Origin of the sequence: Pseudoalteromonas sp. T1lg23B, from assembly GCF_002964665.1 — a bacterium.
GTDB lineage: Bacteria > Pseudomonadota > Gammaproteobacteria > Enterobacterales > Alteromonadaceae > Pseudoalteromonas.
In genome coordinates this window covers 1,026,669-1,041,043 of the sequence record NZ_PQBZ01000034.1, presented here as the reverse complement: position 1 = coordinate 1,041,043, position 14,375 = coordinate 1,026,669, and the positions used below count along the sequence as shown (strand labels likewise).

Below are 14,375 nucleotides of genomic sequence, written 5' to 3'. Positions count from 1 at the left end.
GTAATACTTTGGAAAATAAGCACCTTCAACAAAACGAATACGATCAATTCAGAACTTTTCTAGAGCAGCAGTGTGGCATCGTACTGGGCGATAACAAACTGTATTTGGTGAAAAGTCGTTTGGCACCACTGATGGCACGGTTTGGTGTTGATACATTATCTGCATTGGTTGGTAAGACTCTAAGTCCACATGAGCGGCAATTACGTGCCGCAGTGGTTGATGCAATGACCACGAATGAAACCTTATGGTTTCGTGATACCTATCCATTTGAACTGTTAAAAACCAAAATCTTTCCAGAGTTTAGTGATTTAAGAAGACCCGTTAAGATCTGGTCCGCAGCAAGCTCCTCAGGACAAGAACCATACTCCATTGCCATGTCTGCGAGCGAGTACCAAAGCAAAAGTCCAGGTTCGTTGAAAATGGGTGTTCAGATAATAGGCACTGATATTTCCAATACCATGCTAGATATGTGTAAGAACGCGGAGTATGACGCACTTGCTCTTGCAAGGGGTCTATCGGCTGAACGCAGAAAGAAGTTTTTTAAAGATAGCGGCAATGGTATGGCTCAGGTTGTTGACCCTATACGTAAGATGGTAAGTTTTAGACATCTTAATTTGCTTGACTCATACGCATTGATGGGGAAATTCGACGTTATATTTTGTCGAAATGTACTGATTTATTTTTCTCCTCAAGTAAAGGCTAAAATCATTTCTCAGTTTGCCCAAGCTTTAAACCCTAAAGGTTATTTATTTCTTGGCGCTTCCGAATCAATGGCTGGATTAAGCGACTCATTTGATATGATTCGATGTAATCCAGGTATTATTTATCAGAAAAAACAATAATATACGGCGGTGATCCCGCCGTTTTCACTTCTGGCCCACCTTTTGCTTTAACTCCTAAGAGTCAAATTTTTGGAGTTGTGTTATGGCAATTAGTTTTGATAAGGCGCTGGGCGTACACCCGCATGCTTTGCTTATCCGTTCTCAGCGTGCGGAAATTTTAGCAAGTAATATCGCCAATGCCGACACCCCAGGCTATAAAGCCAAAGATATTGATTTTGCACAGGCATTTAAAGCGGCAAAATCGAGCCAGCAGCGCGGCAATACAATGGTTCGTACCGATGATAGTCATCTCAATGGGGGAACTAAAATGACTGGTGGTGTTGAATTATTTCGTAATCCAAATCAAGCAGATACAGGTGATGGTAACTCGGTTGATGTACAAGTGGAACGGAACTTGTATGTACAAAACTCGTTAGAGTACCAAGCAAGTTTGCAGTTTCTTTCTGGTAAGTTTAAAGGGCTAAATAAAGCCCTCGGTGGTCAAGGGTAATTATTATGAGTTTATATAACGTATTTGATATAGCAGGTTCAGGTATGAGTGCTCAGAATATTCGCCTCAATACAACTGCCAGTAATATCTCAAACGCAAACAGTATTAGTTCGAGCCAAGATAAAGTATATCGTGCGAGACACCCTGTTTTTGCGGCTGAGTTAACGAAAGCGTCATCGGTGCAAGATCCCACTAAGTTAGGTGCATCGGTTGGCGTAAAGGTATTGGGCATTGTGGAAAGTAATAAGCCACTGCAAGTGGAATATAACCCCAATCACCCAAGTGCAGATAAGGATGGTTATATCTATAAACCGAATGTGAATGTTGTGGAAGAAATGACCAATATGATTTCCGCATCACGCTCGTACCAGACAAATGTACAAGTAGCAGACGCCGCTAAACAAATGCTTAGCAAAACTTTACTACTTGGTCAGCGTTAACGGGAGTATAGCTGATGAGTAATGATATTAATGCCGCATCGTCCTCTTATTTGGATTCGCTTCGTTGGTCTGAGAAAAACAGACCTGAAGAAAAAAATGACACGTTAACGCAGGAAGACTTCTTTTCATTGTTGACGCAGCAATTGTCATATCAAGATCCTAGTAAGCCTGCGGACAATGATCAGATGATCGCACAAATGACGAACTTTACCATGGCGGAAGGTATTTCAAATCTTAACAGTAAATTTGAAATGCTATCAGCCTCAATGACTTCTAATTCAGCATTGCAGGCATCGACGCTAGTAGGCAAAAAAGCATTACTCGAATCAGATACGATCAACATAGGCGCAGACCAACTCGCTAAGGGATCCGTTATTACTACCGAACCAGTTGAAGACCTGACGATTAGCATCTACGACGAGAAAAACCAACTGATCAGAACCATGAATATGGGGAGTCGTACCGCTGGTGCATTAAGGTTTGAGTGGGATGGTAAAAACCAAGATGGCACCATGATGCCAGATGGTGAGTACACAGTTAAAGCTGAGGGCAGAGCGAACGGTCAATTTACTAGTCTGCCCATGGCAACATTCAAGAATATAGATAGCGTAAATGTGAATGGTGCGAATGGCATCATAATTAACACAGCTTCTGGCGCGGTGAAACTCACTGATGTCGCAGAAATCGCATAACTATCGTTAGTCACAGAATTAACCTTACAGTACAAGAGGTGAGAGTATGAGTTTCAATATTGCATTAACAGGCTTAGCGGCCGCGCAGAAAGATTTAGATGTGACCGCAAATAACATTGCGAACGTTAACACCACAGGTTTTAAAGAATCACGTGCTGAGTTTGCAGATGTATATGCTGCTTCAGTATTCAGTTCTGCTAAGACAAAAGCTGGTGATGGTGCACAAACTACGATGGTTGCCCAACAATTTCACCAAGGCTCATTGAAGTTCACTAATAATTCACTGGATTTGGCCATCACGGGTGAAGGCTATTTTGCAATGAGTGAGGAGTTTGGTTCTCAAGATTATACTTACACACGTGCCGGTGCGTTCAAGCTAAATCGTGATAACTTTATTGTGGATGCGCAAGGCAATTTCTTACAAGGTTTCCCTGTCGACCCGTCAACCGGTGACACGACATCCGTGAGTTTGAGTACCTCAACAGCATTACAAATTCCAGATGCTTCGGGCTCCCCACGTGCAACGTCAACGATTTACTCATCTTTTAATGTTGATTCGCGAGAGTCAGTACCGACGATTCCGTTTGACCCAACAGAATCTGCGTCATTTAACTCATCTACTTCGGCAACAGTATACGATTCTTTGGGTGAGCCGCATGTTATGCAGCTATTCTTCAGAAAGTCTGCCGCTAATACTTGGGAGGTGTTTGGTACGCTAGACGGTACTCAGTTTGATAATACCGGTACCGCAGGTACTGGTACGCCAATCGCAACATTTGGTTTTGATGCCAGTGGTTTACCCTCTACAACAGATGGTGCTGCCAATACTGGGACTACTTTCAACCCGCTAACTTTAACGGGTGGTAACCTTACAGGTATGCTATCAAACGGTGCGACATTCCCTAATGATGTTACAATGAACTGGCGTGACGAGGCTAACACCACTAACAAATTACCGACTCAGTACGCTAGCCGTTTCGAAGTGAAAGTACTTGAGCAAGATGGTGCGACAGTAGGCCGTTTGTCGAGTATTGATATCGGGGCTGACGGTAAAATTATTGCTGCATACAGCAATGGTGATTCAACGTACCTCGGTCAAGTGGCCATGGTACGCTTTTCAAACTCACAAGGCTTATCTCCAGTGGGTAACACAGCTTGGAAGAAAAGTTTAACGTCAGGTGAGCCAATCGCGGGTGAACCAGCATCAGGCACACTAGGAAGCATCAGCTCATCATCTTTAGAACAATCTAACGTGAATCTAACGAATGAGCTGGTTGACTTAATCAGCGCACAGCGTAACTTCCAGGCTAACTCACGTGCCTTAGAAGTTAACTCAACACTTCAGCAAAACATCTTGCAGATCCGATAATATCAAACCAGTTAAAAAGGTCGCCACAGTGCGGCCTTTTTTGTCGCTGAAAAACCTCACTAAAAAATGTCAGATATTTGTTGGCACTATTATTGCTTTATCTAGTTAGATGAATTTAACAATAGGATTAGTGATATGGATAAAATGCTTTATATCGCTATGTCAGGTGCTAAACAGAACTTGCGTGGTGTGGCAATCAAAGCAAACAACCTTGCTAATGCAAACACAGTAGGTTTTAAAGCCGACTTTGCTCAAGCTCGCTCGATGCAAGCGTTTGGCGAAGGGCTGCCTACTCGTGTTTTTGCTATGCAAGAGAGGCCTGGCACAAACTTAACGTCTGGGCCTATTGTTGAAACTTCGCGAGACCTAGACATATCTGTAACTCAAGAGTCTTGGATCAGCGTGATGGATGAAGCGGGTAACGAAGCGTATACCAAAGTTGGTAGCCTCAACATCCGCGCAGATGGTGCGCTAATCACCAGTCATGGCCGTCAAGTTATTGGCGAAGGTGGTCCAATTATTTTGCCAATTCCAGTTGATAAAGTCATTTTTAGTGATGACGGCTCAGTACAGGTAAGGCCACAAGGTGCGCCCGCTAATTTTATGGAAGTTGTCGATCGGCTAAAAATAATTGATGCAGATAATAGTCAACTTGAAAAAGGTAATGATGGTTTATTTCGCCCAAAAGAAGATGCTCTGGTAAATGGCCTGTGTGGCTTTTGTGATATTTCGCCGACAGCGCGAGTTATGAGTGGAACTTTGGAGCGTTCAAACGTAAACCCAGTGCACGAAATGATTGACTTGATAAATCATCAACGTCAATTCGAAATGCAAATGAAACTAATGAAAACCGCAGAAGAGATGGATGAACGTCATGTCACTCTACTGCGTATCGTCTAACCAAGTGAGGTAGATATTATGAACCCAGCATTATGGATCAGTAAAACAGGCTTAGATGCGCAGCAAACTGACATCGCCGTTATTTCCAACAACCTCGCGAATGCTAGTACGGTTGGTTACAAAAAGAGCCGAGCTATTTTTGAAGACTTGCTCTACCAAAACATTAATCAGCCTGGGGGGCGTTCTTCGCAAGATACCGAACTGCCTTCTGGTTTAATGTTAGGTGCGGGTTCAAAAGTAGTTGCAAACCAAAAGAACTTTTCTCAAGGTAATCTGTTGAGCACTGAAAACTCATTAGATTGGATGATACAAGGTCCAGGCTTTTTCGAAATTCAATTACCAGATGGTACAACTGCTTACTCTCGTAATGGTCAATTTACGACTGATGAAGAGGGGCGTGTAGTGACATCGGGAGCTGGCTTTCCAGTGCAACCAGAAATGAACGTACCAGATGATGCACAATCGATTACGGTTTCTCAAGATGGCGAAGTTTCCGTGGCCATCTCAGGTCAAGCTGAAAACGTGGTGATAGGCCAATTGGTGATCAGCGACTTTATTAATCCGTCTGGTTTAGAGCCTATGGGTCAAAACCTTTATACGGAGACCGCAGTAAGTGGGGCTCCGGTACAAGGTAACCCAGGGGTTGATGGCCTAGGGACAATAGTACAGGGCGCATTAGAAACCTCTAATGTTAACGTTACCGAAGAGTTAGTAAATCTTATCGAAACTCAACGGGTTTACGAAATGAACTCGAAAGTAATTAAGTCTGTCGACGAAATGCTTAGTTACATTAATCAACAGTTATAAGCGTTAGGGGGTTGTATGCGTGATCTTAGCTTATTCATTATAGCGACTGCTTTACTTTCTGGGTGTGTATCAACACAAAATAGTGATGTGGTAAGAGATGACCCATACTATGCACCTATGTATCCAGAGCAAGAGGCAGAGCCTATCGTTGCAACTGGCTCTTTGTTTGATCAGCACCGTGCTAATGATTTGTATTCAGACAAAAAGGCGTTAAGAACCGGAGACATCATTACGGTGGTGCTTCGAGAGTCAACGCAGGCTTCTAAAGCGGCTAATAGTCAGATGGATAAAGAGTCAGAAATGTCGCTGGATCCGATAATTGGTCTCGGTGGCGCAGCAGTAAATATTGGTAGGGAAAGCATCCAGTTTGGTATGGAGTCAGAGTCTTCATTTCAAGGTGATAGTCAAGCAAACCAATCCAACAGCTTATTCGGCAATATTTCAGTAAATGTGATGCGAGTACTACCCAATGGAAACTTAGTGATCCGTGGGGAGAAGTGGCTCACATTAAATACTGGTGAAGAGTTTATCCGTCTTGAAGGTCTGGTTAGAGCCGCAGATGTAAAGGCTGATAATACCGTTGAGTCGAACCGTATCGCCAATGCAAGAATTCAGTATTCAGGCAAAGGTCAACAGCAAGAAGCGCAAAGCCCAGGTTGGTTAGCACGTTTCTTCATGAGCACATTGATGCCATTTTAGAGGTAAAGACGATGAGGTTGTTTCTTATAATAAGCGTTTTATTTAGCTGTTTGTTTATGCAAGTAGCCAGTGCTGAACGTGTCAAAGATGTCAGCATGGTGGAAGGCGTTAGATCCAACCAATTGGTTGGCTATGGTTTAGTTGTCGGTTTGCCAGGAACGGGAGAGCAAAGCCGTTTTACAGAGCAAAGCTTTAAGGCAATGTTGAGCAGTTTTGGTATCACCATGCCAGCCAGTTTAAAACCAAAAATCAAAAATGTTGCAGCGGTTGCGGTACACGCTGATTTACCGCCATTTGTGAAGCCGGGTCAGCAAATTGACGTCACAGTTTCATCAATAGGCAGTGCGGGAAGTTTACGCGGTGGTACTTTATTACAAACCTTTTTGAAGGGCGTAGATGGGAATGTATATGCAATTGCACAAGGTAGTCTGATAGTCGGTGGTCTTGGTGCAGAAGGACTAGATGGTAGCCGCGTTGTTATCAATACCCCCACTGTTGGCAGAGTGCCAAATGGTGCGACAGTGGAACGCGCAGTAAAGAGTCCTTTTACACAAGGGGATCATATTACCTTCAATCTGAATAGCCCAGATTTTACTACCGCTAAGCGTTTAGCTGATACGATTAATGAATTGGTGGGACCTAATAGTGCCAAACCTATGGATGCTGCATCTGTTAGAGTAATCGCACCACGTGACCCTTCGCAGCGTGTAGCCTATTTATCTACTTTGGAAAACTTAGAGTTTAAACCGGCGGAAACCAACGCCAAGATTATTGTCAATTCACGTACTGGCACCATAGTGATCGGTAAAAATGTCAAGTTACAACCTGCGGCGATTACACATGGTGGGTTAACCGTGACCATTGCTGAGCAGCAAAATGTTTCTCAACCACAAGCGTTGGCTGAAGGTGAGACGGCGGTCACACAGCAGAGCATCATTGATATTGATTCGGATGATTCTAGAGCGTTTGTATTTGACCCAGGTGTGAGCCTTGATGACTTGGTGCGCGCAATTAATCAGGTCGGTGCAGCCCCTGGCGATTTAATGGCGATTTTAGAGGCACTTAAAGAAGCAGGTGCAATCAATGGTCAATTAGTCGTCATTTAAAGTTTTATTTTTAATCAAATAGTTAGCCTCGAAATATCGAGGCTTTTTTTTGGCTCGCTTTTTGCATTTATTTGACTATGAACTTTTACTTTGTGTCGTTGAGCAGATGAATACCAATCAGTTAGACAAACAAAACTTTTTTGACTTGGGGAACCTAGACTCCCTGCGTCAGGATGCTTTAAAAAGTGCTTCCGATCAAAAAGCATCAAATGAAGCGCTAAAAAAGGCTGCCCAACAGTTTGAATCAATCTTTACGCAGATGCTGTTAAAGAGTATGCGAAAAGCCAACGAAGTATTAGAAGACAAAGACAGCCCTTTCAACTCAAGTAGTGTGAAGTTCTTTGAAGAAATGCATGACCAACAATTGTCAATAGAGCTTGCTGGCAAAGGGAGTCTTGGTCTTGCCGATCTCATTGTTCAACAGCTATCGCCAAATAGCGAAGGTTATACGCCAGCGTCTGTATTACGCACTAACGCCGAATTGCAAAGTGACAAAATCGCCAACGGTAAAGCTGCATCTATTGGGGTGTCAGGTGCCGTTGATAAGAGCGACAAAGCACAGCAAGAAACACCACAAGATAGCTTCGATGACCCTGCTTCGTTCGTTGCAGCTATGTGGGATCACGCTAAAGAAGCGGCTGAAAAAATTGGTCTCAATCCTGCGGTAATGATAGCCCAAGCGGCACTTGAAACGGGTTGGGGTAAGCATGTGATAGCCAAACAAGATGGCTCTAGCAGCTTTAATCTATTTAACATCAAGTCAGATAAGTCATGGCAAGGCGAAAGCGCCAGAAAGTTGACTTTGGAATTTGAACAAGGCTTGCCTGTTCAGAAGCAAGCAAATTTCAGAGCATATGATTCTGTGAAAGAGAGTATTAATGATTACATCGAGTTTTTACAAAACAACCCTCGTTATGACGAGGCTCTGAAGAAAGTGAAGCAACCAGCTCAGTACTTGGATGCGTTACAGCAGGCAGGCTACGCCACAGATCCAAATTATGCGCAAAAAATAAAGAGTGTGTTACAGCGTGGCGAGTTCAAGCAAATGCTGACATCGCTTATTCGTCAAGGAGTAAATTAAGATGTCTTTCGATTTAATGCATATTGGTACAAGTGGTATTCGTGCAAGCACGGAGCTACTACAAACAACCAGTAGAAACATCTCAAACCTTAATACCAAAGGGTATATTCGCGAACGCACCGAACATGCGACGACTGTGGGCAACCTAGTCGGTCGTGGTGAGACCGTCAGATTGATCAATGAGTTTGCGGTTAAACAACTGAACCGTGATACTTCAAACAAAGCTTACTATGATCAATTCGTGACAGAATCATCGCGCATTGATACCTTGTTTGCTGAGGAATCAAACAGTCTAAGCACAAGTATTAACAATATGTTCAATAGCTTGCAAGAGTCTATGAACCAGCCATCATCTACGGTATCTCGCTCCTTATTTATGAACTCAGCCGAAGGCTTAGTGCAGCAAATGCATCGTTTGTCGAATATCGTATTTGATCAAAAGAGTGTTGTTAATGAGCAGCTGAGTTTGTATACCGATGAAGCGAATAGCTTGATTGAAAAAATCAGTGAGTTAAATAATAAGGTTGCCTCAACATACACCAGTGATGACCACACAGTGGCTCTGTCGGTACTCAATGAACGAGATCAAGCTATTCGTGATTTGTCAGGGTTAGTTGATATTGAAACATTAGATGGTCCAAATGGCGAAAAACTCATCTTTTTAGGGTCTGGTCAGTCTCTTGTTATGGAAAATGGTACGTTCAATGCGTTTGCGCTTGACGGTGATCCAGATCCAAATGTGAAAGATTTAAAGCTAGACGTCACTGGCGGCAGTGCCATTGCGCTCGATGTAGATCTGGGTTCATTGAAGGGAAAAATTGGTGGTTTGCTGGCGTTTCGTGACGAAATTTTGCAGCCAGCCCAGAATCAATTGGGTCAAATTGGTATTTCGATAGCAGATGCGTTCAACCAGCAAAATGCACTGGGTATGGACCTAGATGGCAATTTCGGTGGTGATATTTTTGATATACCGACTGTGCAAGGCTATGCATTTCAGAACAATACTGGCACAGGCGTGGTGAACGCGACTTTAGAGTCAGGCCTTGGCAATTCCATTCCAGCGACTGACTTTCAAGTAACTTTTTTGACGGCAACGACGGTTGAAATAGCGGCAATAGATAGTAAAGGAAACGTGATTGGTACGCCATCTACGGCGAACGTGACCGCAGGGGCTATTAACTCGGGTACAATTACCTCCGGTGAATCATTTGGTCTGGATATGACAGTTACAGGAGCGCCAGCAGCGGGTGATAGTTATGTGATTAAGCTCAATTCAATCGCCGCGGGCTCACTTGAAATGGCAACCGAGCGACCAGAGCATTTAGCTTTGGCGTCCCCTATTAGAACCGAAGTAAGTGCAAATAATATTAGCACAGCCAGTATTTCAGCAGGTGTGGTTACGGACACCAGTGCTACGAGTAATTTTTCTAGCCCACCGATTACACTGACGCAAGGGCAGATCACAATTACCAAAACAGCGGTGGCAAACCAATATCAAATTAATGATGGTAACGGTACGAATTTAGTGACAATCACGCCGCCGGGTAACGGTATCCTAAACCAAGCTGGTGCACCTTACGATAGTTACGGCTTTGATTTTGATATTTCAGGACAACCAGCCACCGGTGATGTCTTTACTATTGGGGTTAATACTGATGGCTTTGATGATAACCGAAACGGTTTAGCGCTGAGTCAGTTGAAGGACACGGAGCTTGTTCGTCAGGGGGTAATAGCGAGTGCCGATAATTTGAAAACATTTAATGAATCTTATGCAGGTTTGGTTACGGAAATCGGTGTGATTGCTAACCAGGCTAAAACCAATGGTGCTGCTTTTGATGCGTTAGCCACACAATCTGAAACCTGGTTTGAGTCTATATCGGGTGTAAACTTAGATGAAGAAGCGGCCAATTTACTGCGCTTTCAGCAATCTTATTCAGCATCAGCGCAGATTATATCTGCGGCGCGTACCATATTTGATACGCTACTCAGTGCGGCGAGGTAATGAATCATGCGATTATCTAACAACTTAATGTTCAGAAATAATTTGAACACCATTTTGAACAATCAGCAGGAAGTGAATAGAGCACAGCAGCAAGTTAATACACAAAAAAGAGTATTAACAGCCTCGGATGACCCCTCTGCGATTGCCAGCTCAATGCTATATACGGACAAGATCCAATCGAACGAGCAGTTTGCGAAAAGCTCTTCCATGCTAAGTAGTCGCCTAGAAATGGAAGAAAGCGTCTTAGAAAATATCAAAGGTGCGATAGCTAAGGCACAAACTTTAACAGTGCAAGCTGGTAACGGTGCATTATCTGATGCTGATAGAGAAGGGGTTGCTGCGGAGATCAGTTCACTAAAAGAGTCAATTTTTGAATTGATGAACGCAAAATCCGAAGATGGTGGCTTTATATTTGCGGGCTATCAAGATAGTAAGCAGGCATATATTTATAATAGTGGTACTGGTAGCTACGAGTATCAGGGGGATCAGGGCCAACACAGCATTAAAGTTGCCGAAGGAATTAGTATTAAATCCAGTGATAATGGCTTCGATGTGTTTGAAAAAGCGGGTAAACGTTTGGATGTAGACCAAACAACGATTGTCCCTGCAACAAGCACTGTTTACGTCCAACAGCAAGGTGCGTTTGATACTTTTCATCGTACTAACTATAACGCGGATCCAACAGCGCCTGCGAACGCCAATACTGTGACTATCAACTTTACATCTGCGACGACGTTTGATTTACAGGTTGGCGGCACAACGATTGACTCGGGTACTTTCTCTGGAAATAAAGTTGCGATTAATGGCTTTGAAGTCACATTTACTGGTGCCCCTGCGAGTATTGACTTTGATCTGGAAACTCCACAGAAGCAGAATGTGTTAAATACTTTAAACGACTTGGTCAATACTTTGACTGATACGAGCTTAGACCAGGAACAGTATAAACAAGCCTTGGCCGATGCCACAGTGGGTTTAGATAATGCCAAAAACTTGGTGTCGCAAACGCAGTCTGTGTTGGGTGGGCGTTTAAATACCACTAAACGGATAGAAGCGGCAAATTCTGACCTAGACATTAATAATAAGTTGTCCAAAGCAAACTTAGTTGAGCTAGATATGGCTGAAGCGATTACTGAGCTAACTAAACATGAAACGGCCCTGCAAGCCTCACAGGCAACATTTGGCCGCTTATCTAATCTCTCCTTATTAGACTACATTCGTTAAATTTGAAGCTGCCAAAACTTTGGCAGCTTCAAATTTTTTTTCTGAGTTTTTCCCAAGTTTTATTCCCTAACACTCTGTTTTAAATAAATAAAGATATTCTAAATATCCAAGTTAAGTCACAAATTCCATTTTCATGCATAAATCTGAAATAGATACTATTTCCAATTTAAATTCAGCAGGTTAGGATTTTTTTTAAAAAAATACTAAAGGATTTTTTTTGGCTTCCGATAACTTAAGTAACCGAGCTGGAGATTAAAAATTAAATTGAAGGCTTAAAGTTATAAGTTTGAGAGTAAACCGAAAGTTTACATTGGGAGAACTATCATGGCACTTTATGTAAATACTAACGTAAGTTCGTTGAACGCACAAAGACAATTAATGAATTCAGGTAACGCTTTAGATACATCATTTAAGCGCTTATCTTCAGGCTTCCGTATCAACAGCGCAGCTGATGATGCAGCAGGTCTACAAATCGCTGACCGTTTGACTTCACAGATCAATGGTCTTAACCAAGGTAACCGTAACGCAAACGATGGTATCTCACTAGCACAAACTGCTGAAGGTGCGATGGACGAAGTTACATCAATGTTCCAACGTATTCGTACGCTTTCACAACAAGCAGCGAATGGTTCAAACACTGATGAAGACCGTTTAGCAATCCAAGAAGAGATCCGCTCTCTGTCTTCAGAGGTAAACCGTGTTGCAGCTGATACAACCTTTGGTGGTCAAAACCTTCTAGATGGTAGCTATGCGGCAAACTTTCAAGTAGGTGCAGATGCAATCCAAACGATAGGTTTCAGTATGCAAAACGTGGGTGGCACAGCTAACTCGCTAGTTGCTAACAACGGCTTTACATTATCAGGTATTGCAGGTATTGCCAGTGCGGTAACAGGTGCTTCTTTAAGTGCGGTTGCAGGAACAATCAGTAACGTAGTGGGTGCATCGGCAGATGCGGCAGCATTCTCTAACGTGTTTACTGCAGGTGGTATCTCGGTATCTTCACAAGCGAATGCGCAAGCAGTACTAGCAGGTATGGACCAGTTAATCGCTGTAGTAGATAAGAAACGTGCTGAGCTAGGTGCTGTACAGAACCGTTTCCAATCAACGATTCGTAACCAGTCAAATATCTCTGAGAACTTATCGGCTGCTAAATCTCGTATCAAAGATACAGACTTTGCACAAGAAACGGCAAACCTAACTAAGATGCAAATCTTACAACAAGCTAGCCAAACAATCTTGAGCCAAGCTAACCAGCGTCCACAGGCTGCTCTAAGTCTACTAGGATAATGGGGAAATAATTAGAAAGGGTGTCCGCGCTTAATGGGGTATTAACGCGGACACCGTGTTTGGACAAAAAAGCGGAGTACTTTAAATCCAAGTTTGTTCACAAATTCAATGAACAAGTATTTATAAGCATAAGCTATGCCAATGTTTATGCTAATTTATTGACACTCACTCTCAAACTTTTAAAAAGGGGCTGTATAGCCCTTTTTTTTCGCCTTCGAATAAACTATTCCCCCGACAAAATAAGTTGGCCCATGTTTTGCTTATTCTCTTGTAAGAAGTTTTTGTATGCGCAAAGCGGCAATTTTTGGCCCCGTCTAAAGTGAACGCGATAGACAAAAATGCCGCCTTGTATTCGATTTGAACTTATGAACCTCTTGTTGGTTCGAGTTAGTAAAGAGAGAATGAGTTATGGCTTTATTTGTTAACACTAATGTCAGTGCTTTAAATGCACAAAGACAACTATCTAATTCAAGCAATGAATTGGACACGTCATTCAAGCGTTTATCTTCAGGTTTACGGATCAACAGTGCTGCTGATGATGCGGCTGGTCTACAAATATCTGACCGTCTGATGTCACAGATCAATGGTCTTAACCAAGGTAACCGTAACGCAAACGATGGTATTTCATTGGCGCAAACCGCTGAAGGTGCGATGGATGAAATTACGAATATGTTCCAGCGTATACGTACCTTGTCGCAACAAGCGGCAAACGGTTCGAATACCGATGAAGACCGTTTGGCAATTCAAGAAGAGATCCGTCAGCTTGCAGCTGAGGTAAACCGTGTTGCTTCTGATACCACATTTGGTGGTCAAAACTTACTAGACGGCTCTTATTCTGCAAACTTCCAAGTCGGTGCGGATGCAATCCAAACCATTGGTTTTAGTATGCAATATGTAGGCGCTACCGCAAATAGCATGGTTGCTAACAATGGCTTTACTCTTTCTGGGGTTGCCGGTGTGGCAAGTGGTGTATCTGGTGCTTCACTTAGTGCGACAGCGGGTACAATCAGTAATGTTGTCGGTCAGCCGGCAGATGCTGCAGAATTCTCGAATGTATTTACCGCTGGGGGTATTTCGGTGTCTTCGCAAGCGAATGCTCAAGCTGTATTAGCAGGTATGGATGCGATGATTGCCGTGGTTGATAAAAAGCGTGCGGAACTTGGTGCGGTACAAAACCGTTTTCAATCTACCATTCGTAACCAAGCAAACATTGCTGAAAACCTAGAGGCTGCAAAATCACGAATTAAAGACGCTGATTTTGCCTTGGAAACAGCAAAATTGACTAAAAACCAAATTTTACAACAAGCCAGCCAAACAATATTAGGTCAAGCAAATCAAAGACCTCAGGCGGCATTGAGCTTGCTACAAGGATAAAATTAAAAAAATTACAAATAAAGCTAAAGCTTCCGCTTCATAAGCCGATAGTTGACTTAGAGAAC

Annotated in this window: 14 protein-coding genes; all 14 read left to right on the top strand. The window is 42.9% G+C overall.

Annotation, left to right across the window (positions count from 1 at the left end; genetic code table 11):
• Positions 1–8 precede the first annotated feature (8 nt).
• The 14 genes from C2M32_RS13165 to C2M32_RS13100 all read left to right on the top strand — a co-directional run bounded on the left by C2M32_RS13165 (position 9) and on the right by C2M32_RS13100 (position 14,310).
• On the top strand, positions 9–842 hold the full coding sequence (locus tag C2M32_RS13165) for a CheR family methyltransferase (protein WP_105169302.1): 834 nt from the start codon (positions 9–11) through the stop codon (positions 840–842).
• A gap of 82 nt (positions 843–924) precedes the next feature.
• Positions 925–1,332, top strand: coding sequence for a flagellar basal body rod protein FlgB (gene flgB / locus C2M32_RS13160; protein WP_105168817.1), 408 nt, complete (start codon positions 925–927; stop codon positions 1,330–1,332).
• 5 nt (positions 1,333–1,337) lie between these two features.
• Positions 1,338–1,772 (top strand): flagellar basal body rod protein FlgC, encoded by a 435-nt coding sequence (flgC, locus tag C2M32_RS13155; protein ID WP_070984410.1) that lies wholly within the window; start codon positions 1,338–1,340, stop codon positions 1,770–1,772.
• 14 nt (positions 1,773–1,786) lie between these two features.
• Positions 1,787–2,464 (top strand): flagellar hook assembly protein FlgD, encoded by a 678-nt coding sequence (locus tag C2M32_RS13150; protein WP_105168816.1) that lies wholly within the window; start codon positions 1,787–1,789, stop codon positions 2,462–2,464.
• A gap of 46 nt (positions 2,465–2,510) precedes the next feature.
• Positions 2,511–3,833, top strand: coding sequence for a flagellar hook protein FlgE (flgE, locus tag C2M32_RS13145; protein ID WP_105168815.1), 1,323 nt, complete (start codon positions 2,511–2,513; stop codon positions 3,831–3,833).
• Positions 3,834–3,968: 135 nt separating this feature from the next.
• A complete protein-coding gene (locus C2M32_RS13140) occupies positions 3,969–4,733 on the top strand; it encodes a flagellar basal body rod protein FlgF (protein WP_105168814.1) in 765 nt (254 codons plus the stop codon).
• Positions 4,734–4,751: 18 nt separating this feature from the next.
• On the top strand, positions 4,752–5,540 hold the full coding sequence (gene flgG, locus C2M32_RS13135) for a flagellar basal-body rod protein FlgG (RefSeq protein WP_070984421.1): 789 nt from the start codon (positions 4,752–4,754) through the stop codon (positions 5,538–5,540).
• A 15-nt stretch (positions 5,541–5,555) separates the two neighbouring features.
• Positions 5,556–6,239, top strand: a complete 684-nt coding sequence (gene flgH / locus C2M32_RS13130; protein WP_105168813.1) for a flagellar basal body L-ring protein FlgH — start codon at positions 5,556–5,558, stop codon at positions 6,237–6,239.
• An 11-nt stretch (positions 6,240–6,250) separates the two neighbouring features.
• Complete coding sequence (locus C2M32_RS13125; RefSeq protein ID WP_105168812.1) at positions 6,251–7,345, top strand: flagellar basal body P-ring protein FlgI; 1,095 nt, start codon at positions 6,251–6,253, stop codon at positions 7,343–7,345.
• A gap of 106 nt (positions 7,346–7,451) precedes the next feature.
• On the top strand, positions 7,452–8,426 hold the full coding sequence (flgJ, locus tag C2M32_RS13120; RefSeq protein ID WP_105169301.1) for a flagellar assembly peptidoglycan hydrolase FlgJ: 975 nt from the start codon (positions 7,452–7,454) through the stop codon (positions 8,424–8,426).
• A 1-nt stretch (position 8,427) separates the two neighbouring features.
• Positions 8,428–10,428: a flagellar hook-associated protein FlgK gene (gene flgK, locus C2M32_RS13115; protein WP_105168811.1), complete on the top strand. Its 2,001-nt coding sequence runs from the start codon at positions 8,428–8,430 to the stop codon at positions 10,426–10,428.
• Between the two features lie 6 nt (positions 10,429–10,434).
• Positions 10,435–11,649 carry a flagellar hook-associated protein FlgL gene (flgL, locus tag C2M32_RS13110; RefSeq protein ID WP_070991342.1) on the top strand — a complete coding sequence of 405 codons (1,215 nt, stop codon included), beginning with the start codon at positions 10,435–10,437 and terminating at the stop codon, positions 11,647–11,649.
• 324 nt (positions 11,650–11,973) lie between these two features.
• Positions 11,974–12,936: a flagellin N-terminal helical domain-containing protein gene (locus tag C2M32_RS13105; RefSeq protein WP_105168810.1), complete on the top strand. Its 963-nt coding sequence runs from the start codon at positions 11,974–11,976 to the stop codon at positions 12,934–12,936.
• Positions 12,937–13,344: 408 nt separating this feature from the next.
• On the top strand, positions 13,345–14,310 hold the full coding sequence (locus C2M32_RS13100; protein ID WP_105168809.1) for a flagellin N-terminal helical domain-containing protein: 966 nt from the start codon (positions 13,345–13,347) through the stop codon (positions 14,308–14,310).
• The last annotated feature ends 65 nt before the right edge of the window (positions 14,311–14,375 follow it).